Annotated in this window: 23 protein-coding genes; 9 read left to right on the top strand and 14 right to left on the bottom strand. The window is 66.7% G+C overall.

The annotated features are described in order from the left end of the window. Positions 1 to 54 precede the first annotated feature (54 nt). Genes KIT89_RS00195 through KIT89_RS00185 form a run of 3 tightly spaced genes read left to right on the top strand, consistent with a single transcriptional unit; the run spans position 55 to position 2,167 of the window. The gene (locus KIT89_RS00195) at positions 55 to 831 is read left to right on the top strand and encodes an SDR family oxidoreductase (RefSeq protein WP_297602435.1); all 777 of its coding nucleotides are present in this window, start codon (positions 55 to 57) and stop codon (positions 829 to 831) included. A gap of 2 nt (positions 832 to 833) precedes the next feature. Further along, complete coding sequence (locus KIT89_RS00190) at positions 834 to 1,736, top strand: SMP-30/gluconolactonase/LRE family protein (protein WP_297602434.1); 903 nt, start codon at positions 834 to 836, stop codon at positions 1,734 to 1,736. A gap of 2 nt (positions 1,737 to 1,738) precedes the next feature. Continuing rightward, positions 1,739 to 2,167: a cupin domain-containing protein gene (locus KIT89_RS00185; RefSeq protein WP_297602433.1), complete on the top strand. Its 429-nt coding sequence runs from the start codon at positions 1,739 to 1,741 to the stop codon at positions 2,165 to 2,167. Positions 2,168 to 2,192: 25 nt separating this feature from the next. On the opposite strand, the gene KIT89_RS00180 is transcribed toward KIT89_RS00185, so the two are convergent. From KIT89_RS00180 to KIT89_RS00135, 10 genes are all read right to left on the bottom strand, one after another. Further along, entirely contained in the window at positions 2,193 to 2,966 is a 774-nt protein-coding gene (locus KIT89_RS00180) for an SDR family NAD(P)-dependent oxidoreductase (protein WP_297602432.1), read from the bottom strand. Between the two features lie 24 nt (positions 2,967 to 2,990). Beyond that, the gene (locus KIT89_RS00175) at positions 2,991 to 3,899 is read right to left on the bottom strand and encodes a cyclase family protein (protein ID WP_297602431.1); all 909 of its coding nucleotides are present in this window, start codon (positions 3,897 to 3,899) and stop codon (positions 2,991 to 2,993) included. Then, positions 3,896 to 4,705, bottom strand: coding sequence for an ATP-binding cassette domain-containing protein (locus KIT89_RS00170; RefSeq protein WP_297602430.1), 810 nt, complete (start codon positions 4,703 to 4,705; stop codon positions 3,896 to 3,898). Before KIT89_RS00170 ends, KIT89_RS00175 begins: the two co-directional genes overlap by 4 nt. Positions 4,706 to 4,725: 20 nt before the next feature. Next, the gene (locus KIT89_RS00165) at positions 4,726 to 5,784 is read right to left on the bottom strand and encodes an ABC transporter permease (protein ID WP_297602429.1); all 1,059 of its coding nucleotides are present in this window, start codon (positions 5,782 to 5,784) and stop codon (positions 4,726 to 4,728) included. Positions 5,785 to 5,862: 78 nt separating this feature from the next. Next, positions 5,863 to 7,122: a sugar ABC transporter substrate-binding protein gene (locus KIT89_RS00160; protein WP_297602428.1), complete on the bottom strand. Its 1,260-nt coding sequence runs from the start codon at positions 7,120 to 7,122 to the stop codon at positions 5,863 to 5,865. Between the two features lie 121 nt (positions 7,123 to 7,243). After that, positions 7,244 to 8,437 carry a hypothetical protein gene (locus tag KIT89_RS00155; protein WP_297602427.1) on the bottom strand — a complete coding sequence of 398 codons (1,194 nt, stop codon included), beginning with the start codon at positions 8,435 to 8,437 and terminating at the stop codon, positions 7,244 to 7,246. Beyond that, complete coding sequence (locus tag KIT89_RS00150; RefSeq protein WP_297602426.1) at positions 8,434 to 9,618, bottom strand: ATP-binding protein; 1,185 nt, start codon at positions 9,616 to 9,618, stop codon at positions 8,434 to 8,436. Before KIT89_RS00150 ends, KIT89_RS00155 begins: the two co-directional genes overlap by 4 nt. Positions 9,619 to 9,625: 7 nt before the next feature. Continuing rightward, positions 9,626 to 10,654, bottom strand: a complete 1,029-nt coding sequence (locus KIT89_RS00145) for a 4-hydroxy-3-methylbut-2-enyl diphosphate reductase (protein WP_297603977.1) — start codon at positions 10,652 to 10,654, stop codon at positions 9,626 to 9,628. A gap of 110 nt (positions 10,655 to 10,764) precedes the next feature. After that, positions 10,765 to 11,604: an ABC transporter permease gene (locus KIT89_RS00140; protein WP_297602425.1), complete on the bottom strand. Its 840-nt coding sequence runs from the start codon at positions 11,602 to 11,604 to the stop codon at positions 10,765 to 10,767. Beyond that, a complete protein-coding gene (locus KIT89_RS00135) occupies positions 11,601 to 12,500 on the bottom strand; it encodes an ATP-binding cassette domain-containing protein (RefSeq protein WP_297602424.1) in 900 nt (299 codons plus the stop codon). The genes KIT89_RS00140 and KIT89_RS00135 overlap by 4 nt, the downstream gene beginning before the upstream one ends. Before the next feature lie 106 nt (positions 12,501 to 12,606). Between KIT89_RS00135 and xseA the strand changes: the two genes are divergently transcribed. From xseA to KIT89_RS00110, 5 genes are all read left to right on the top strand, one after another. Further along, the gene (gene xseA, locus KIT89_RS00130; protein ID WP_297602423.1) at positions 12,607 to 13,854 is read left to right on the top strand and encodes an exodeoxyribonuclease VII large subunit; all 1,248 of its coding nucleotides are present in this window, start codon (positions 12,607 to 12,609) and stop codon (positions 13,852 to 13,854) included. Position 13,855: 1 nt separating this feature from the next. Next, a complete protein-coding gene (locus KIT89_RS00125; RefSeq protein WP_297602422.1) occupies positions 13,856 to 14,092 on the top strand; it encodes an exodeoxyribonuclease VII small subunit in 237 nt (78 codons plus the stop codon). 4 nt (positions 14,093 to 14,096) lie between these two features. Continuing rightward, on the top strand, positions 14,097 to 14,726 hold the full coding sequence (locus tag KIT89_RS00120; RefSeq protein WP_297602421.1) for a DUF4245 family protein: 630 nt from the start codon (positions 14,097 to 14,099) through the stop codon (positions 14,724 to 14,726). A 54-nt stretch (positions 14,727 to 14,780) separates the two neighbouring features. After that, positions 14,781 to 15,416 (top strand): carbonic anhydrase, encoded by a 636-nt coding sequence (locus tag KIT89_RS00115; RefSeq protein WP_297602420.1) that lies wholly within the window; start codon positions 14,781 to 14,783, stop codon positions 15,414 to 15,416. A 67-nt stretch (positions 15,417 to 15,483) separates the two neighbouring features. After that, the gene (locus KIT89_RS00110) at positions 15,484 to 16,887 is read left to right on the top strand and encodes an aspartate ammonia-lyase (RefSeq protein WP_297602419.1); all 1,404 of its coding nucleotides are present in this window, start codon (positions 15,484 to 15,486) and stop codon (positions 16,885 to 16,887) included. Between the two features lie 103 nt (positions 16,888 to 16,990). Here the strand turns inward: KIT89_RS00110 and KIT89_RS00105 are convergent, their stop codons facing one another. The 3 genes from KIT89_RS00105 to KIT89_RS00095 all read right to left on the bottom strand — a co-directional run bounded on the left by KIT89_RS00105 (position 16,991) and on the right by KIT89_RS00095 (position 20,443). Beyond that, complete coding sequence (locus KIT89_RS00105) at positions 16,991 to 18,286, bottom strand: PhoH family protein (protein WP_297602418.1); 1,296 nt, start codon at positions 18,284 to 18,286, stop codon at positions 16,991 to 16,993. Between the two features lie 247 nt (positions 18,287 to 18,533). Then, complete coding sequence (locus KIT89_RS00100; protein ID WP_297602417.1) at positions 18,534 to 19,655, bottom strand: aminotransferase class V-fold PLP-dependent enzyme; 1,122 nt, start codon at positions 19,653 to 19,655, stop codon at positions 18,534 to 18,536. A 2-nt stretch (positions 19,656 to 19,657) separates the two neighbouring features. Next, positions 19,658 to 20,443, bottom strand: coding sequence for an isoprenyl transferase (locus tag KIT89_RS00095; protein WP_297602416.1), 786 nt, complete (start codon positions 20,441 to 20,443; stop codon positions 19,658 to 19,660). Positions 20,444 to 20,528: 85 nt separating this feature from the next. Here KIT89_RS00095 and KIT89_RS00090 point away from each other — a divergent pair, with 85 nt between their 5' ends. Beyond that, positions 20,529 to 21,281 carry a hemolysin III family protein gene (locus KIT89_RS00090; RefSeq protein WP_297602415.1) on the top strand — a complete coding sequence of 251 codons (753 nt, stop codon included), beginning with the start codon at positions 20,529 to 20,531 and terminating at the stop codon, positions 21,279 to 21,281. Here the strand turns inward: KIT89_RS00090 and KIT89_RS00085 are convergent. Next, positions 21,225 to 21,551: a hypothetical protein gene (locus tag KIT89_RS00085; protein WP_297603976.1), complete on the bottom strand. Its 327-nt coding sequence runs from the start codon at positions 21,549 to 21,551 to the stop codon at positions 21,225 to 21,227. The two genes, KIT89_RS00090 and KIT89_RS00085, sit on opposite strands and share 57 nt — an antisense overlap. Positions 21,552 to 21,568 lie beyond the last annotated feature (17 nt).

Below are 21,568 nucleotides of genomic sequence, written 5' to 3'. Positions count from 1 at the left end.
TAACATAGTCTTTGTATTCACAAATAGATTTGTTCAGTCTCGAAAGGCAGAGCAATGTTCGATCTGCACGGCAAAGTCGCTGTGGTCACCGGCGCATCCAGTGGCATCGGTCAAGCACTTGCGATCGGTCTCGCCGAAGCGGGCGCCGACGTTGCCGCGATCTCCTACACGATCGACGACATTGAGCGCACCCGCTCGGCAATCGAGACCGCAGGACGCTCGTTTCTCGCGGTACAGGGCGACGTCGGCGAACGCGAGCACGTCGACCGGTTCGCAACACAGGTAGAGCAGCAGTTAGGGCCCATTGACATCTGGGTCAACAACGCCGGTCGCCTGCTTGTGCGCCCTTTCGAGAACACCACCGAGAGCGATTGGCACGGGCTGCTGGCCACGAACCTGCACGGCTACTTTCACGGCTGCCAGGCAGCGGTGCGCTCGATGCTTCCACGCAACTATGGCCGCATCATCAATGTCACCTCGGTCACAGAAACGCAGCCGATCAACAATGCCGCCGCGTACGTCAGCGCCAAAGGTGGCGTGCTCGGGCTCACTCGCTCACTCGCCGTCGAACTCGCCCCGCGCGGCATCACCGTCAATGCGATCGCGCCCGGTGCCGTGCACTCGCGGCTCAACGCCGACGTCTATACCGACGACGTCGTGGCCACCTACAACGCGCGCATCCCCATCGGCCGCATCGGCATGCCCCGCGATCTAGCGTCGACCGTCGTGTATCTCGCCGCCGACGAATCGGTTTACGTCACCGGCCAGCACATCGCGGTCGACGGCGGATTGACCATCAACGGCAACGTGGGGCTAGGTGAGAAAGGGTGACGATGACCCGCGCGGCAACCCTGCTCACCGGCGGGCTATCGGTCACTGAGGCGCCACGGTGGCACGACGGCGCCCTGTGGTTTTCTGACTTCTTCACGCGGCGCGTGCTCCGCCTGCGGCCGGATGGCGAGCTCACTCTGGTCGCGGAGGTGCCCGGACGCCCCTCCGGCTTGGGCTTCATGCCCGACGGGTCACTGCGCGTGGTGTCGATGGACGACTGCGCGCTCTACGCCATCGTCAACGGCGAGCTCGACCTCGTGGCGCGGTTCGATCACCTGGTCACCGGGCCCGCCAACGACATGGCGATCGACAGACGCGGCACCTGCTACATCGGCAACTTCGGCGTCAGCCCGAGTGACCCTGATCTCGCCCTGCCTACTTCACTGATTCGGGTCACCCCCGACGGTCGGGTCGACGCGGTGGTCGACGACCTGGTGTTTCCCAATGGCATCATCCTTGACGAGGAGCGAGGCCACCTCGTCGTAGTGGAGACCTACCGGTGTCGTCTGACCGCTTTCACCTTTGCTGGCGACGAGCTCGTCGATCGCCGTGTCTGGGCCGAATTCGCTCCCGACCCAGGCAGCTACAGCATCAGCGAGATAACACCACTGCTGCCTCAAGTTCCTGACGGGCTCGTGCTTGATCGCAGTGGCGCCGTGTGGTTGGCCGACGCGAAAGGGCACGGAGCGCGGCGGGTGCTGCCCGGCGGAGAGGTGACTGACTTCGTCGACACTGGCGAGCTGGCTGCCTACTCGGTGGCCTTAGGCGGTGCTGACGGACGCGATCTCTTCCTCACGTGTGCACCACCCGTCGAAACTGTTGACCCCGTGACGACCCGACGCGGCGCCATCATGCACGCTCGCGTCGAGATCGCCGCCCACACCATGTCGCCCTCGAAAGGATGACCATGTCTGCCACCCACCGCATGCTGCCCAGCCACGGCAGCCTTAACCCGACCCTGCCGAAACCGGAGGTGCCACCGGAGGCGATCGTGCTCACCGTGCAAGACGGCTTGCCGATCATGTACGACGAGACGACGGTTCCGATCTCGGCCGTGCGCGTGGTACACCCAACCAACCCTGCGGCACCCTCACGCAACCACAGCGTCGTGATGCTCTATGTGCCACCGCACGCCGAGATGGTTCTGCACTCGCATGAGACCGAAGAGACCTACGTGATCCTCTCAGGTACCGGCACAATGCTTCGCTCAAGCGGCGACGTAGAGGTCGGGCCGGGGCATTTCATCTTCATGCCCGCGTGGGCCGAGCATGGCATTCGCAACACCGGCACCGAGATGCTCACGGTATTGCTGGCCACCTCGCCAGCGAATCCCTGACTCGGTAGCCAACGACTCCGGTCGCTTACGACACCAGGTCGCGGGTGACTGGTCCTGCGGTATGCGACAGGCCGCCGTCGACCACGAGATTGTGCCCGGTTATCCAAGTGGCATCGTCACTAGCCAAGAACAAAGCGGCGGCTGCGATGTCGTCAGTGGTGCCGACGCGGCCGAGCGGGGTGTGGTCGAGCCAGCGCTGAACCATCTCGGGGGTCATGTTGCCGGTACGGTGCGCCATCGGAGTTTCGACAAGACCAGGAGAAACGCAGGTGACTCGGATGCGGTGCTCGGCCAGCTCAAGTGACGAGCTACGCGTCAACATCTCAACGCCCGACTTAGCGACCGAGTAGGCCGCGGAACCCCAGGTAGGCACGTTGGCGTTGATCGAGGCGATGTTGACGATTGCCCCACCCCCACCGTGCCGGATCATCTCGCGCGCCTCGTGCTTCACCGAGAGAAAGACGCCAGTGAGCACGATGCTGACGACCCGGTTCCAGGTCTCGAGGTCTTCCTCTACCACCGGATGTCCCTCCCCCATGCCGGCGGCGTTCACCGCCACACTGAGCGGGCCGAGCTGCCGGGAAGCGGCCACCATTGCGGCGATGTCGTCTTCGTTGCGCACGTCGACCTCCACGGGCGCGACGCTGGCGCCGAACGACTGCCGAACGCGGTCCAGAGCCTCCCGATCACGATCAGCGACGACCACGCGCGCCCCCCGCTCGACCAATCGCTCGACCACGCGCAAGCCGATGCCCGAGGCGCCGCCGGTGACGATCGCGGACTTTGCTTCGAATGACACCAGGTGTCACCCCTTTCTGCTTCGTTAGATGATCGCGATCGGTGAGGCCATGGCCCCGGTCGAACCCCTCCCGCGGATGGGCGCCAGCACGAACAGAAACTCGGTGCTGCCCGTAGCGATCAGTTCGGCCGTGTGAATGTTCTCGATGATGTACGTGCCGGTTTCGGCGAGCAGGTGTTGATGCACGACGAACGCGCGTTCGGGGCGCTCAAAGGGGATCACCTCAAACGCCCAATTGTCTGCCCCCACGATCGACACCCGACGATCGGTCAACCAGTGCGCGGCATCCCAGCCAACTCCGGGCTCGCCCTCAAGAAAGCGATCATTGTCGACCTGCCAGAGCGACATCCAGCCGGTGTGAATGAGCACGGCATCGCCAGGGGCAACCGTGACACCTTGGCGCGCTTCGGCTGCCTCAAGATCGGCAACGGTGACCATGTCGCCAGGCGACATCACGTCAAGGCCTCGCAATGCTGCGATGTCGAGACAGACACCCCGAGTCACCCACGAATGCATGTTCTCAGCGCCCAGGCGACGCAGACCGCCCTTGGCGAAGAACTCGGTGTAGTGCACTCCGTTGTAGCCACGGCCAGCGATGCCATTGTGGGCGAGCCCATCGACGTGGCAGCCGACGTGGGCCGAACTTGAGATGTACTCTTCGAACCCGGTCCACTCGGAGGGGTCGCCGTGCAAGCCAGGCAGCGCGCCATCGGTGAGAATCATCTGCCGCCAGTCGCGCCGCGCTGGCCCAGGCATGTCGACCTCGTGCACGGGCGCGAGTTCGATGACGCGACCGATGCGCGGAAGCCTCAGGGCGGCGATCACTCGTTCAGCAGTGATCTCATTGAGACTGCCGCGCTCATCGTCAGCACCGTACCGTGAGGGCCACCACTGAGGGCTCTTGCTGCCGGTGCCGTCATAGGCGGCAGTCATTCGTCGTCGCCTGCGCCGGTAGTCGTGTCTGAGGCGGCTGCTTCTGTGGAGTCGTCGCCACTATGGGCTTCGATCGCACCGGTTATATGCCCGACTACCTCTGCGGGTGTGACATCACTCTTCGCGACATCGGCGACCAGGCGACCGCGGCGAAGCACCAGGATGCGGTCGCACACGTGCCACAGGTGATCGATGTTGTGCGTCACGAGGATGGTGGTGATGCCGCCCTCTTTGAGGCCGTCGAGCAATCGCAGTACCTCGCCCGATTCACGAACGCCGAGCGCCGCGGTGGGTTCGTCGAGCAACAGCATCTTTCGGCCCCAGTATGCGCCGCGCGCGATGGCGACCGCCTGCCGCTGCCCACCCGACATCTTCGACACGCGGCGGTTGGCGAATGGCACCCGCACATCGAGGTTGCGCAAGGCCTCATCAGTAGCGTTTCTCATGGCCCGCTTGCGCAGCAGCCCGAAGCGGCGCAGCTCACGGCCGAGAAAGAAGTTCTCTGCGATGGTGAACCGGCCGATCAAGGCGAGGTCTTGATAGACGGTTTCGACGCCGTGACTGCGCGCGACGGTGGGGCTACCAAGCCTGACCTCTGTGCCTTCGAGCACGATCCGCCCTTCGGTGGGTTCATGCACGCCCGAGAGGGTCTTGAGCAAGGTTGACTTGCCAGCGCCGTTATCGCCGACCAGGCCAACGGACTCGCCTCTGCGAACCGAGAACGACACGTCATCGAGGGCGTGAAGCCCCCCGAACCACTTGTGCAGGTTGGCGACCTCCAAGACGGTCTCCGGCGTGTTCTGCACGTCTGCATCCTTTCGCGCGTTCATAGGTCTGACACGTACCTGCGGCTGAGGCTGCTGAGCGCGACCGCGATAATCAGCAGCCCCCCTGCAAACAAGTACTGCGAGTAAGCCGGTGCGGCGAAGATCGCCAGACCGTTGAAACCAATGGCGACCGTGAGCACCCCGAGCAGGGTTCCGACGATGTGAAACTCACCGTCGCGCAGCGCGGCTGAACCGAGGAAGGCGGCAGCGAAGGCCTGCAGAAGGTACACGTCGCCCGCATTGGCGTCACCGCTGCCGAGCGAGGCCGCGAGCATGATGCCGCCCGAGGTGCCGCAAACACCGCAGATGATGAATGCCCAGATGCGGGTGCGCGAGACATTGATGCCGAGTCTGCGCGCCGCCTCGGGGTCGTCACCGACAGCCTTGATGTGCTGTCCGAGCGGGGTCGCATTCAGCAGCAGCCAGAGCGCGACGGCGAAGCCGATCAGGATAATGATCGGGTACGGGATGACGCCGAACAGGCGACCGAGGGCCAACTGCATGAAGGTGCCGTCGTCGCGCACCGGGTAGGTGACGCCGTTGCCGTACATGAGGTTGATCGCGAAGATCACGGTTCCGGTACCGAGCGTCGCGATCAGCGCGTTGACCCCAAGCTTGGTGACGATCAATCCATTGATAAGACCGAAGAAGGTCCCGGCCGCTAAGACGAGCAAGATCGACACAATGAGGGGAAGACCGCTGCCCGGTTCAGGGCTCGGACCGCTCACACCCAAGAATCCGAGGCCGCTCAAGAAGCCGACGATGAAGACTCCGGCGATGCTCGCCTGAAAGCCGATACTCAAGTCGAAGTCTCCGGCGACTAGGCAGATCGTCAGGCCGAGGGCAACAATGGCGCCCGGGGCCAGGTTGGTGAGAACATTCACCAGGTTGTTGGGGTTGCCGAAGGTGGTCGGGCCGGCGATATAGAAGGCCAGAGTCATGCCGACCAGCACGACGATCGTTCCGTACTTTCCCCCGAACGACAGAGCTTTGAGGTGGAAAGGCCGTGAGGCCCTCGCTGGCAACTTTGCATTGCGAGTGGTTGTGATTGCGCTCATTACTTTCTTCCGCACATTGGGGGCGGTGCCTGCCGGCCCGGCAGGCACCGCCCGAACTTCGAGGGGTTTCGCTCTGGCCTAGACGCCTTCCTCCGTGAACGCGGCCGGGAAGTCCCTCTCATACTGCTCGACATTGTCTGTGGTGACAATGAAGAAGGCCACCGGCACGAGCACGGGGTTGTCGACCGTGAACTCACCCGAGACAACCTTCTGAGCTGCAGCGATCACCTGGTCAGCTTGCGCCTGACGACCGTTCTGGATGTTCCCGCGAATCCACCCTTCTTTCACCAGCTCAAGGCCGACCGGGGTGGCGTCGTAGCTGTAGATGAGCACATCATCGCGACCTGCCTGTCGAAGTGCGGCAACCGCACCTTCGGCCGGCTGGTCGAACACTGCGTAGATGATCAGCTGCACACCGGGCGTCGGCGGGTTGGCCGCCAACCAGGCGGTAGTGAAGTCGCGACCACCTTGCACAGCGCCGGGGATAGGCACCTCACGGTCAGTCAGGTTCACGCGCGGGTCATCGGCTGCGATTTCCTGCATCAACTGGTCACGACCTTGACCGGGAGTGGCCAGCAAGAACTGCAGGTTGAGCACCTCAACGCGCTCGGCAGCGGGGTCGAGGTCAGAGCGAATGAGCTCGCCATACTCAGGGATGTAGCCGACGTTGCTGGCCCATGCCATGCCATCGCCCAACTTGCCCGAACTCATACCCATGACCGGAACGCCCGCCTCACGAGCGGCCGCGAGGCCTGCACCCAGAGTGTCGGGATCGAAATTCATGGTGATGATGACGGTCGCGCCCTTCTGGAGCATCACCTGAATGAGCGAGTTGGCGCTCGCCGAGTCACCTGCCGGATTCGCGGCTTGATACTCAGTCTCCCAACCGAGCGCCTCGGCCTGCTCGACCATGAGCTCGGCGGTCTTGTTGGCTGTGGCGTCGGCGGCGCTGAAACCGACGATACCTACGCGAACGGTCTGCGTCTCGTCGGTGTCGCCGTCCTCCGCTGGCGCGGCCGTGGCGCAGGCAGAGAGCAGCGCGGCTGAAGCTGCCAGAGCGATGGCACTGAGCCACCGACGACGCTTTCCGCGGTGAGTGAATGTGCTGTTCACGGTGTCACCTATCTTCATTGATGAGGCGGGCCCGCGGCTGCGGGTCCGGGTGCAAAGTATGTACTTTGTAAACACATTACTAGCACCCCCAGGCAAATACCGCAACGCTATCCAGCGCACTTTCGAACTCGCACCAGCTAGTTCGGGCATGATTGACCTCACAAAGTCAACAACAGACTCACCGCGCTCAAGAGCGCGCCACAGCAACGGCTCTTTACCGAGCACAAGAGCACCGACGACCCGCGCTCGTGGCGCAAGGCGGCCGAGTCGGCGATGGCGAAGCGCGTCGTCGAGGCGACGCAGCAGCTCGGGTCGGCCGGGCACTCCGGGCGCTGAGCTCGGCGCCTCACCCGCGAGGAGCGCCGGGGGTTCCGGGCTCGGGAGTGCTCTGCACCGCAGGAGGGCGGGTCTGAGCGCGCCCGCCCACTTCGAACTCGATCGCCGTGACCGGGCCGGCGCGCCACCGCAGCTTGGTGACCGTCGAGTGCAGGCTGACGTAGTAGGGCGCCAGAAACGACTCACGACGGCCCTCGGGCAGCGACGACGACACCTGCACGGCGACAGCCACGGCCCCCTCGTCAGTGCGCCGCAGCTCGATGCTCGCCGTGCCGAGTGCTGTCGGCGAGTCGTCGAGCACCGCATCGATGAGCGCGCGCAGCGCGGTGCGCTGCGCGAGGTCGAGCTCGTCAGCGAGGTGCAGCGGGTCATCGATGGTGAGGGGTGCACCGGTGGCGATGCGTTCGAGCCACGTGCGGTCGACGTCACCGGTGAGCTCGGCTCTCAACCGCTCGGCGAGCACCGCCGCCTGCTCGGCGTCGTCATCTGAGACGACACCCCTCTCGAGAACTCCAGAGATGAGGGCGCGGGCATCGGCGATGCGGGTGCTCGTCTCTGCGTCAACGAGGGCGACGAGGGCACCGTCTTCTTCGCCCGCGATCGCGCCGACCAGGGGTCGCTCGTTCCAGCGTGAGAGCCGATCGGTGATCGCATGAATCATGATCACGCCTCCGATGAAGCCGATGATGATCGGAAACAGCACGATCATCACGGTCGAGTACGGCGGCCAGCTCGGGTCATCTGGCACCACGATGGCGAGCGTACTCACCGTCGAGATCGCCAGCGCCACCGACCCTGCGACCGCGAGTCGACCCGCCGTCGTGTACGGAGACATCGCCAAGAGGGTGAGCGAGAGCGCCAGGGGCGCCCACCACAGATGCACCGGAAAGGTCTCGCCCCAGTATCCGAGTGCTGAGATCACGAGCGCCGCGCTCGCGAACACCGTGAGGCCGATCGTGCGAGCGAGGCCGAGTTCACCTCGAGGCGGCCTGGTGGCGACATGCAGGCTGAGCTGGGCGATCACCGCGATCGCGAGTGCGACACCCTGCACGAGTGGACGCGAACCGCCCTGGGGGCTGAGTGTCAGAGTGAGCACTCCCTGCACGAGTGTGATCGCCGCCGCGGCGATCGGCAGGTTCGGAGTCGAGAACCAGCTCAGCGGGTCGGCCCCCCACGGGCTGCGCTGCCACGAGCCCCGCGTCATGGCGACCCGCCGTCGAGGGGAACCGTCATCATGATCGTCGTGCCATCGGGGCCAGACCACACCTTGACCGAACCCCCCACCTGTTCGACGCGGTCGACGATCGAGGCGCGCACTCCGAGTCGGTCGGTGGGCAGAGCGTCAGCTGAGAACCCCAGGCCGTCGTCGACGACGAGCACTGTCAGTCGATCATCGCGCATGCCCACCACCAGCTCGGCACGGTCGGTGCCGGCGTGGTGCACGACGTTGTCGAGCGCCGCCCGCACCGCCCCGACCACCGCGTGTCGAACATCGGCAGCCACTGCGTCGCGCAGCGCTTCAATGCCGTTGACGTCGACGCGCACCCCGCTCCACTGGTATTCGCGCGCCAGAGTGCGCAACGACTCGCCGAGAGCGTGCAGCGGTGCGGGTTCGTCGCGCGCTCGCGCCACGGTGGCCGAGTCGATGAGGTCGACATGCTCGGCAAGAACTCTCTGCGCCCGCTCGCTCAACCGACCCGGCTGCTGCGCGATCGCAGTGAGGTCGGCCAACACGGTGTCGTGCAGCACGCCCGCAGCTCGCCGCTCGAGCACGCCCCGGTCATCGAGCGTTCGAACCTCTTGCTCGGCCGCCCTGATCGGGCGCAACCGCCGGTCAGCCTGACGCTGCCCGACCATGAGCGTGAGATAGGCGATGAACGAGATCGAGAAGACGATGAGCGGGCCGCTGCCCACCGGGGCCGTCGACCCGGCCAAGGCGAGACCCGCCACGACGCTCGCTTGAGCGACGACAAAACCTGCTGCCGACCAGACCAGACCGCTCACTGCGCTCGAGCCGACCGCGCCGACCAGGCAGATGGCGGTGGCCACGCGGTTGAGCAGGTACGACCCGGTGTCGCCGAAGGAAGGATCGAGTGCCGTGCCGACCACGGGAACGGCGATCGAGAGGATGGCTCCACCGAGCACGAAAGTCAGCGCGATCGGCACCGTCGGCCGCCAGACGAGCAGCAGCGCGAGCAGGCCGATGCCGAAGAACGGCGCCGCGATCAAGGGGATCGTCTCTACTGCCCCTCGACTGAGCTGCACGTCGACCACGATGGTCGCCGCCACCACCGAGCCGATGATCGCCATGATGCGCTGCGCAAAGGCCAGGCTCTGCACCAAGACAGCCGAGGCGACCGCACGAGGCAGGCCGACGTCGATCATGGTCGGGTCAGACTCGAGTTCGACCGCCGAGCGCCCGCTCGTCGATATTGCCGGCCTTATCGCGCCTCAGCTCTTTCGGCAGCGAGAACTGCAGGTCTTCTTCGGCGGTCTTGACTTCGGCGACGTCGTCGAACCCGGCGTCGCGCAGATCGCTCAGCACCTGTTCGACGAGCACCTCGGGCACGCTCGCACCGCTCGTGACGCCGATGGTGGCGACACCCTCGAGCCACGCCTGCTCGATCTCGCTCGCATAGTCGACACGATAGGCGGCCTTGGCCCCGTACTCGAGCGCCACCTCGACCAGGCGAACACTGTTCGAGCTGTTCGACGAGCCGACCACGATGACGAGATCGGTCTCGGGGGCGACCTTCTTGATCGCGACCTGACGATTCTGCGTGGCATAGCAGATGTCGTCGCTCGGGGGGTCTTGCAAGTGCGGAAAGCGAGCGCGCAGTCGCCGCACGGTCTCCATCGTCTCGTCGACGCTCAGCGTGGTCTGCGAGAGCCAGATGAGCTCGTCGCCCTCTGGCACCTCGATGAGGTCGGCCTCGTCGGGGTTGTTCACGAGAATGGTGCGCTCGGGCGCGTGACCCATGGTGCCTTCGACCTCTTCGTGACCGGCGTGGCCGATGAGCAGAATGCGGTAGTTCTGCTTCGAGAACCGCACCGCCTCACGGTGCACCTTGGTCACGAGCGGGCACGTGGCGTCGATCGCCTGCAGCTCGCGGTCTGCAGCGCCCTGCACGACTGCCGGGCTCACACCGTGCGCCGAGAAGACGATGTGCGAGCCCTCGGGAACCTCGTCGACCTCGTCGACGAAGATCGCGCCCTGCTTCTCGAGCTCGGTCACGACGTGAATGTTGTGCACGATCTGCTTGCGCACGTAGACAGGTGCGCCGTACTGCTCGAGCGCCTTCTCGACGGCGATCACCGCGCGGTCGACGCCAGCGCAGTACCCCCGTGGAGCAGCGAGCAGCACTCGCTTCGGTCGGTCGACCGGCACCGGCACCAGCCGCTCGCGCCGCCGCGGAATCACCGGGGTGGTCAGGGTCGAGCCCAGGGCGCCGTTCGAGATCGTGCTCACCCCCACAGTCTACGAGGGGTAGCTGACCAGCAGCTTCGGCAACGTCGAGGGCGACGCTGCGGCTATTCGACGTCGCGCCGCAGCGTGGTCACCGATGCAGCGACGAGCAACGCAGCGGCGAGCGCCGCGAGCACGAGCCCTCCTTGCCACCAGAGCAGAGCATCCACCCCCGAATCGGGAATGGTCTCATCGAGGGCGCCGAGCGAGCTCAAGATGCCCGCCCCGACGAGAGCGTCGGTGGCCGACCCCGGCAAGAAGCGGCCCAGAGACGCCGACCACTCCCAGACGTTGGCCACCAGCCGCAGAATCGGTTCGACGAACTGGGTGAAGACCAGCACGATGACGATCGCCGCGATCTGACTCGTCAGCAGGGCGCCCAGCCCCAGCCCGAGCAGCGACCACAGCGCCGTGGCCACCAGGGTGCGCAGCAGCACGGCGAGCACGTCGGGCTCGCCCAGTGCGGTCTCTTCGCCGACAGCGAGCAGCACCGGCGCGCCCAGCCCCACCGAGCCGACGAGACCGAAGACTCCGTACAGGGCGCCGACGACCGCGGCCTCGACCGCCTTCGCGGCGAGCACGATGCCGCGTCGAGGCTGCGCCAGCACGGTCGGAGTGAGCGTGCGGTGCCGGTACTCGCTGGTCGCGAGCAGCGCGCCGAACAGCAGAGGAATCACCAGCCCGACCGCCGTCACGCTGCTGTACACGAGGTTCGCCGTGACGACAGGGTCGAGGTCGCCAGCACCCATGCCGCCGAGCTCGGCACCGAGGTCGCTCAAGAAGAAGGCGAGCCCCGCCGCGGTCAGGCCGACATAGGCCACCAGGATCAGGCCGAGCAGCCACCACGCCTTCGTCGACAGCACCTTGACGAACTCTGACCCGATCGCGCGCATGAGGCCGGTCATGCCGCAGCCTCGTCTGCCGTGAGAGCCAGAAAGACCGACTCGAGCCCATCGGTCTCATCGCTGAGGTGGCTCAACGCGATGCCCGCATCGCGCGCGACCTCGCCCGTTCGAGCGACGTCGAGGCCAAACACCGTCAGACCCTTCTCCCCCGACTCGATCGTCGCACCCGCGCGCACCAGCGCGTTGCGCAGCGCCTCGCGGTCGGCCGCGTCGACGCGCACTCGCGCGGTTCCGGCTTCGAGGGTCGAGAGCGGGCCGTCGAAGACGATGCGACCGTGGCGGATCACCACGACATCATCCACCGTCTGCTGCACCTCGCTCAGCACGTGCGATGAGAGCAGCACCGTGCGACCCTCGGCGGCAAGAGACCGCAGCAGCGACCGCATCCACCGGATTCCGTCGGGGTCGAGACCGTTGATCGGTTCGTCGAGCACGAGCGCTGCCGGGTCGCCGAGCAGTGCGCCGGCGAGCCCGAGCCGCTGCCGCATGCCGAGCGAGTAGCCCCCCACCGCACGCCGGGCGGCACTCTCGAGGCCCACCTGCTCAAGCACGATGTCGACCCGCGAGCGCTCGATGCCGGCAGCGATCGCGATCGCGAGCAGATGCGCACGGGCGGTGCGACCCGGGTGGAAGACGTCGGCCGACAGCGACCCTCCCACCCGACGGGCCGGGTCGACGAGATCGCGGTAGCGCGAGCCGTCGATCGTCGCCGAGCCCGCAGTGGGGCGGTTGAGCCCGAGCAGAATGCGAAGCGTCGAGGTCTTGCCCGCGCCGTTGGGGCCGAGAAACCCCGTCACCTTGCCGGGCTGCGCCATGAACGAGACGTCACGCAGAGCCGTGACATCGCCGTAGACCTTGGTGAGCGCATCGATCACTATCGGGGTGGGGGTCGTCATCGGTCTCCATCATCGTGGCGCAGGGTCATCGTGGCGCAGGGTCGGCGTGGTCGTCGGCTGTCTCGACTACCCTGTCGAACGCCACCGGTTGACGCAAGGAGGGTTCGTGAGCGACACCACCGCTGCCCCCCGGCCGTCGAGCGCCGACGAGCCCTGGCCCGTCGCCCAGTTGTCGGCGAAGTTGAAAGAGTATGTCGATCGACTCGGCTCGGTGTGGGTCGACGGCGAGATCGCCCAGTGGGGCGTCTCGGGCGGCAACGTCTACGGCAAGCTGAAAGACGTCAGTGCCGACGCCACGGTCTCGTTCACCGTGTGGTCGTCGGTGCGGGCCAAGCTGCCCGAGGGTCTCGGTCAGGGCGACCGGGTGACCGCGCTCGTCAAGGCGAACTGGTGGGTCAAAGGCGGCACGCTCACCATGCAGGTGTTCGACATGCGCCGGGTGGGCCTCGGCGATCTGCTCGAACGACTCGAGCGCCTGCGTCAGACGCTCGCCGCCGAAGGCCTCTTCGACCCCGCACGCAAACGACCGCTGCCCTTCTTGCCGCGCTGCGTCGGGCTCGTCACCGGCAAAGACAGCGATGCCGAGAAAGATGTGCTGCGCAACGCGCAGCTGCGGTGGCCGTCGGTGCGGTTTCGGGTGGTGCACGCGGCCGTGCAGGGAGACCGCGCCGTCGCCGAGGTGACGGCGGGCATCCATGAATTGGATGCTGACCCCGAGGTCGACGTCATCATCGTCGCGCGTGGTGGCGGTGACTTCCAGAACCTGCTGCCCTTCAGCGATGAGAGTCTCGTGCGCGCGGCAGCGGCGTGCGAGACGCCGCTCGTGAGCGCGATCGGTCACGAGAACGACCGGCCATTGCTCGACGAGGTCGCCGACCTGCGCGCCTCGACGCCGACCGATGCCGCCAAACGGGTTGTTCCCGATGTGAGCGAAGAGCTCGCACGCGTGCAGCAGGCCCGATCTCGCATGCTCTCGCGCGTGACGACGTCGATCAGCACCGAAGTCGAGCGCATCGCCACCATTCGTTCGCGCCCCGCCCTCGCCGACCCGACGTGGATCATCGACTCGCGAGCCGACGAGCTCACGCGCGCCGTCGCTCGCGGAGTCGAGTTGACGCACCGAGTGCTCGAGCGCGCTCACCTCGAGATCGACGAACGGCGATCGCAACTGCGTGCACTCTCACCGCAGCGCACCCTCGACCGGGGCTACGCCATCGCGCAGATCGACGACGGCAGCGTTCTGCGTTCGGCGGCATCGGCCGCACCCGGCGCTCGAGTGCTGCTGACCCTCGCCGACGGCCGGCTCGCGACCGTGGTCGAGACTCCCACCCCCACTGCAGAGAGGCCCGCCTAGCATGGTTGACGTGACCCCCAGCGAAGACTCGACCGACCGCGAGACCGAGAGCCTGTCATACGAGCAAGCCCGAGACGAACTCGTGCGCGTCGTGACCGAGCTCGAGCAGGGCGGCGTCACGCTCGAGCAGTCGATCGCCCTGTGGGAGCGCGGCGAAGCGCTCGCGCGCCGGTGCGAAGAGTGGCTCATCGGCGCGAAGCAACGACTCGATGCCGCACGCGCGGCCGCAGAAGACTGAGGCGATGGCAGACGAACCCCGCGTGGTCGCCGAGCTCGGCCGACCCGAGACCCCCGACGAGAAGGCGGCGCGTGTCGCCGAGTCTCGGCGCAGACGCCGCGCGAACCAGTCGACGAAGAACCTGCTGCTGTCGCTCGCCGCGTCATTCGCCATTGTGCTCTTTCTGGTCTTGGTCGTCGTGCGACCTGACCCCGCACCTCTCGCGATCGACTACGTCGCCGCGGCGGCAGAGGCTGAAGCGAGTCTCGGCACCACCGTCGTCGCACCCGTCGTGCCCGTCACGTGGGCGGCCAACCGCGCCGAGCTGGCCGGGTCGGGCGGAGTCACCGAGTGGACGATCGGATTCGTCACCGCCGACAACACGTTCATCGGTGTGCTGCAGGGTTTCGACGCCAACCCCACCTGGCTGCGCACTGCACTTCGCGACCCCGGCGACGGCGACACCGTCACGATCGCCGACCGTCAGTGGCAGCGCTACGACCGTCGAGGCGTCAGCGGAGTCGGCTTGCGCGAGTTCGCGCTCGTCACCGAGACGGCCGGCAGCACCATCGTGCTCTACGGCACCGCGAGCGATGACGACTTCATGCTCGTCGCGACCGCGGTCGCCGCTGACGTGCCCGCGCCCGCCGACTGAGCCGACTACGCTCAGTTGTCGACGCCCGCAGCGACCGTCGGCAGGAGCCCACGCATGACAGAACGACCTCGGCCAGAGACCGTCTGGCGCGAGATGCTTCGCGGAAACGAGCGATTCGTCTCCGGCACACCACGCCACCCCCGGCAAGACGTCGAGCGCAGAGGCGAGATCGCCACCGCCCAAGCACCGCGCGCCGCCCTGTTCGGGTGCAGCGACTCGCGGCTCGCCGCCGAGATCATCTTCGACAAGGGCCTCGGCGACCTGTTCGTCGTGCGCAATGCCGGGCAGGTGATCAGCGAGAGCGTCATCGGCTCGCTCGAGTATGCCGTCGCGGTGCTCGGCGCTTCGCTCATCGTCGTGCTCGGCCACGACGAGTGCGGCGCGGTGCGCGCAGCGATCGACGCCGAGGCCAGCGACGCGGTCGCCCTGCCCGTGCACATTCAGGGCATCGTCGACCAGATCGCACCCGCCGTGCAGCGAGTTCGAGTGTCGGCCGGCGTCACCGACACCGCCGACATCGACCCCCAAGAGGTCGGCCGGCAGCACTTGCGCGACACCGTCGGCGCCCTGCTCGCGGCAAGCGAGCTCATCAGCGCCGAGGTCGCCGCCGGTACCCTGGGAATCGTCGGCGCCAACTACCGCCTTCTCGAAGGCCGAGTCGTGCCCGACGTCGCCATCGGGCAGCTCTGAGCGAGCCGAGCGCCGGCGCAGCATCCTGACACCGCACACCGCACCTCAACAGAGAGATCACACCGCCGTGAGTGACACGACCGAGACCGACTTCCGCATCGAGCACGACACGATGGGCGAGGTGCGCGTGCCGCGCACGGCCCTCTACCGAGCGCAGACGCAGCGCGCCGTCGAGAACTTTCCGATCTCAGGCTCGGGGCTCGAGCCGGGGCAGATCGTCGCCCTCGCCCAGATCAAGCGCGCGGCGGCGCTCGTGAACGCCGAGCTCGGCATTCTGGATGCTGCGCTCGCGCACGCGATCGTCGGTGCCGCCGACCAGATCATCGCCGGGCAGCACCACGACCAGTTTCCGGTCGACACCTACCAGACGGGTTCAGGCACGTCGTCGAACATGAATATGAACGAGGTGCTCGCGACCCTGGCCTCGACCGATGAGCTGCCCGTGCACCCCAACGACCACGTCAACGCCTCGCAGTCGTCGAACGACGTGTTTCCGACCTCGGTGCACCTCGCGGTCACCGAAGCACTGCTGCGTGACCTGATTCCTGCACTGGAGCACCTCGCGGGCGCACTCGAGGCCAAAGCCGAGCTCTGGAAGACCGCCGTCAAGGCCGGGCGCACCCACCTCATGGACGCGACGCCCGTCACCCTCGGCCAAGAGTTCGCCGGCTATGCGCGCCAAGTGCGCCTCGGCGTCGCACGAGTGAGGTCGACCATCGAACGCGTCGCCGAGGTGCCGCTCGGGGGCACGGCGACGGGCACCGGCATCAACACCCCGCTCGGCTTCTCGCAGAAGGTCATCGCCGAACTCGCCGCGTCGACCGGTCTGCCCATCACCGAGGCACTCGACCACTTCGAGGCTCAGGGCGCGCGCGACGGCCTCGTCGAAGCCTCGGGGGCGCTGCGCGTCATCGCGGTCTCGCTCACGAAAATCTGCAACGACATCCGCTGGATGGGTTCGGGGCCCAACACCGGTCTCGCCGAACTCCACATTCCCGACCTGCAGCCAGGCTCGTCGATCATGCCGGGCAAGGTGAACCCCGTCGTGCCAGAGGCCGTGCTCATGGTGTGCGCACGAGTCATCGGCAACGACGCCACGATCGCGTGGGCCGGTGCTTCCGGGTCGTTCGAGTTGAACGTCGCGATTCCCGTCATGGGCACGTCGCTGCTCGAGTCGATTCGTCTGCTGTCGAACTCGACCCGAGTGCTCGCCGACAAGACCATCGACGGCCTCGAGGCCAACCTCGACCGGGCACGCGCCCTCGCCGAGAGCTCGCCCTCGATCGTGACACCCCTCAACCGCGTCATCGGCTACGAGGCCGCGGCCAAGATCGCGAAGCACTCGGTGGCCAAGGGGCTGACCATTCGCGAGGCTGTGATCGACCTCGGGTTCGTCGAGCGCGGCGAGGTCACCCTCGAGCAGCTCGACACGGCGCTCGACGTGCTGAGCATGACCACGCCGGGTCTCTAGACAGGCGGCCCGCACCGAAGCTGGTTCTTCTGATCCGCACCACCGGTTCGAGAAGCACTCGCACTGCGGTGCGGGCCTTCCCCCACGCTACCCGTCAGATGCGTCAGGCGAGCTCGTTGCCTTCGAGCAGTTCGGTGACGAGGGCGGCGATCGCACTGCGCTCGCTGCGCGTCAGCGTGATGTGCCCGAACAGCGCGTGACCCTTGAGCGTCTCGATGACGCTCGCCACGCCGTCGTGGCGCCCCACCCGCAGGTTGTCGCGCTGAGCGACATCGTGCGTCAGCACGACCTTCGAGTTCTGACCGATGCGGCTGAGCACAGTGAGCAGCACGTTCCGCTCGAGCGACTGCGCCTCATCGACGATCACGAAGGCGTCGTGCAGCGAACGGCCGCGAATGTGCGTGAGGGGCAGCACCTCGAGCAAGCCGCGGTCGACGACCTCGTCGAGCACGTTCTGCGATACGACAGAGCCGAGCGTGTCGAACGTGGCCTGCGCCCAGGGGTTCATCTTCTCGCTCGCGTCACCGGGCAGGTAGCCGAGCTCTTGACCGCCGACGGCGTACAGCGGGCGAAACACCATGATCTTGCGCTGCTGCTGCCGCTCGAGCACTGCCTCGAGGCCGGCGCACAGGGCCAGCGCCGACTTGCCTGTTCCCGCACGGCCGCCGAGCGACACGATGCCGACCTGAGGGTCTATGAGCAGGTCGATCGCGAGCCGCTGCTCGGCCGAACGACCATGCAGACCGAAGATGTCGCGGTCACCGCGCACGAGCGCGATCTCGTCGTCGCCGACCACTCGGCCGAGCGCCGAGCCGCGATCGCTGTGGATCACGAGCGAGGTGTTGATCGGCAGCTCGCGAACCTCAGCCGTGCGCAGCACCTCGCGATCGTAGAGCTGCGCCATCTGGTCGCTCGAGAGTGAGACGTCGGCCATGCCCGTCCAGCCGCTGTCGACTGCGAGCTCGGCTCGATATTCTTCAGCAGCAAGACCGATCGACGAGGCCTTCACCCGCAAGGGCAGGTCTTTCGAGACGACCGTGACATCGAGGCCGTCGTTGGCGAGGTTCATCGCCACGGCCAGAATGCGCGAGTCGTTGTCTCCGAGCTGCAGGCCGCTGGGCAGCACCGACTGGTTCGAGTGGTTCAGCTCGACCCGCAGCGAGCCGCCCGCCTCACCCACGGCGATCGGAAAGTCGAGTCGTTCGTGCTGCACCCGCAGTTCGTCGAGATTGCGCAGCGCCTTGCGGGCGAAGAACCCGATCTCTGGATCGTGACGCTTGGCTTCGAGCTCGGTGATCACGACCACCGGAAGCACGACCGCGTGTTCAGCGAATCGGAACAGAGCAGAGGGGTCGCTCAACAGCACGGACGTGTCGAGAACATACGTTCGCTGCGCCACCTCCCTGCTGTCGCTCGTCGTCGACGGGGTGTGAGGTGAGGTCTTCGCAGCGGGCACCGGTGCTCCATCCCCGGGGACGCGGGCGACCCCGGACCAGTTGTTGCAGGTCGGCCGTTAGGTCTCGAGAACGAGCTTGCTGGCCGCCCCGACCGGACGCGATGCCCGATGAGCGTCACGCTATGCCAGGGCGCGGCCCGGGCCGGGAGCGACACGCGCGTGTCGCCGAGCCGTCATCTGGCGTGAAGGTTCAGGCACGCACCATCGTCGAGAACTCGGCGAGCGCCGCCCGAAACTGCTCAAAGGTCTCATCGCCCGTCGAGACATGGGCGCCCAGTCGAACTCGCCCGGTGCGCACGGTGGCGGTGACGCCGTGGTTGTGCAGCGCCGCGCCGAGGGTGCTGACGAACTCGGGATGCGGTTCGAGCACCACGATGCCCGCCCGCTCAGCATCTTCGCGTGGCGAACTGACCTCGATGCCCGCTTCGTCTGCGATCTCGATGAGGCGGGCGGTGCGCTCGATGATCGCAGCACGGATGCTCGGCACACCGGCGGCGAGCACAGCGTCGACCGCACCGGCCAGGCGGGCCTGCGCGAAGGTGTCTGGGTAGCCCACCCGGAAGGCGGAAGCGTCGGGTGCCGGCTCGACCACATCGTGCCGCAGCTCGGGGCCGCCGTGCGCGAGCCAGCCCGACCACACGGGCGTGAGCTGCTCACGGGCCCGGTCGCTGAGGGCGAGAAACCCTGTGCCTTGGCCGGCTCGCAGCCACTTCTGACCGCCCGAGACGACGACGTCGGCGACCTCCCACGGCGCATCGACGATGCCGACGCCCTGAATCGCGTCGACGATGAGCAAGCGGTCGCCGATCACCTGCCGGATTCCTTCGAGGTCGACGAGGTGGCCGGTGCGGTAGTCGACGAGGCTCACGACCACGGCCACCACCGACGAGGCGAGCTGATCGCGCACCACGCCGGGCGTCACTCGGTCGTGCTCGGGCGTGATCGTGTGGGGCACGAGCACGCCTAGCGACTCGGCCGCGCGCGCCATGGCGTAGCCCACGGCCGGAAACTCGCCAGACGACGCCGCGACCCCGCCCGTCAGCCCGAACATGACGTGCATGAGCCCCTGGCTCGTGCTCGGTTGAAAGACCACCTGATCGGGGTCGCGGCGCACGAGAGCCGCCACTGATGCGCGCACGCGCTCGTCTTGGTCGTCGAGCTTCGCGAACGAGCCGAATCGAGCGCGCGACAGCACCTCGGTCATCGCGCGCTGTTCGGCGAGAGCGTGCTCGCCGACAGGCGACAGCCGGGGGTGATCGAGATAGCCGGGGTCTTCAGAGAACCCCGCGATGAATGCGTCGAGATCGCCCACGGCTACTGCCCGAACCTTCGCTGGCGCCGAGAGAAGTCTCGCAGCGCGCGCAAGAAGTCGACCTCGCGCAGGTCGGGGCCGAGTGCTTCGACGAAGTAGAACTCGCTGTGGGCGCTCTGCCAGAGCATGAAGTCGCTGAGCCTCTGCTCGCCCGAAGTGCGAATCACGAGGTCGGGGTCGGGCTGGCCACCCGTGTAGAGGTGCTCGGCGATCTTCTCGGGCGTCACGAGCTCGGCGAGCTCGTCGAGCGTTCCGCCCCGCTCGGCATGCTGATGAACGATGGCCCGCACGGCGTCGGCGATCTCTCGGCGCCCGCCGTAGCCGACGGCGAGGTTGATGTGCAGGCCGGTGCGCGAGCTCGAGGTCTCTTGTGCCGTGTCGAGCTCTGAGAGCAGGGCGTCTGGCAGGCCGTCGCGGCTGCCGACGTGCTGCACGCGCCAGTCTCTGATCGAGGCGAGCTCGCCGGCGAGGTCACCGATGATCTGCACGAGCTCGCGCAGCTCGTCATCGTCTCGACCCGTCAGGTTGTCGGTCGACAGCAGGTAGAGCGTGACCACGCCGATCTCGGCGCTGTCGCACCAGGTGAGAAACTCGACGATCTTGTCGGCGCCCGCGCGGTGCCCGTGCGCGGTGGTGCCGCCGACCCGCAAGCGAGCCCAGCGGCGGTTGCCGTCGAGAATCATGGCCACGTGCCGCGGATGCGTGGCATCGGCCAGTTGCCGACGCAGACGCCGCATGTACAGCTGGTAGAGCAGACCGCGACCGCGCGGAGTTCTCGTTGATCGCACAGGCTCAGGGTAGTCGCCCTGGCTTTGATTGTGCCGCCTCGCCAACCGAGAGAGGTCGGCGACACTGCTCCCGTATCATCGGGCCATGACCTCCCCCTCCCCCGGCGAGAACGAGTTGGCTGCGGTCGACGACGAACCCGCAGCGGACATCCCGAACATTCCGCTGCTCGAAGAGTCGATCGAGTACGAAGCACTCGATCTCAAGCCCACGTGGCGGGGGTGGATTCACGCGGCGACGTTCCCCCTCGCGATCGTGCTGGGTCTCGTGCTGATCGCCGTAGGAGACGGGCCGGCGGCGCGGTGGTCGAGCGCCGTCTTCGTGTTCTCGTCGCTGCTGCTGTTTGGCATCTCAGCCACCTATCACCGCTTCGACTGGCCAGACCGCACCCGGGTGCTCTTGAAGCGGCTCGACCACGCCAACATCTTCTTGCTCATCGCCGGCACCTACACGCCCCTCTCGATCATGGCTCTGCCGCCCGAGAAGGGCTATCTGCTGCTCGTGCTCGTCTGGTCGGGCGCCCTCATCGGCATCGGATTCCGGGTGTTCTGGATCGGGGCGCCCCGCTGGGCGTATGTGCCCCTCTACGTGATGCTCGGCTGGGCCGCCGTGCTCTACATCGTCGATCTCTTCGAGGCGAATATCGCGATGATGGTGCTCGTCATCGTCGGAGGGCTCGCCTACACCGCGGGAGCCATCGTCTACGGCATGAAGAAGCCCAACCCGGTTCCTGGCGTGTTCGGGTTCCACGAGATCTTCCACACGCTGACAGTTATCGCGTTTCTATGCCACTGGACGGCCGTCTTGCTCGTCGCCCTCGACCCGCCGTTCGGCGGCTAGGGCGGCAGGGTCAGGGTACGCTGGGCCGCCTTCGGCGACCATCAACTTTTCGGCGCGAAGCTCATCAGTACCCTGCTGCTCAGCCTCTAAGCGTTCGCGCACTTCGCCGCGATAGCGCACTCGGCGAATGCGGCGCGACATGTCGACGAGCAAGAAGATCGACGCGATCGCCACGAGAGCGATGGCGATGAAGCCGACGACGCCCGGCGTGACCGTGTTCGGGTCGAAACCCGGCGGCGTCACGGGGCCGTCGACCGGGTTGGGCCCGATGCCCAGCGGGGCGATTC

This window comes from Microcella sp. (genome assembly GCF_025808395.1).
GTDB lineage: Bacteria > Actinomycetota > Actinomycetes > Actinomycetales > Microbacteriaceae > Microcella.
The sequence above is the reverse complement of the archived record's forward strand: the minus strand, read 5'-3'. Positions and strand labels throughout refer to the sequence as shown.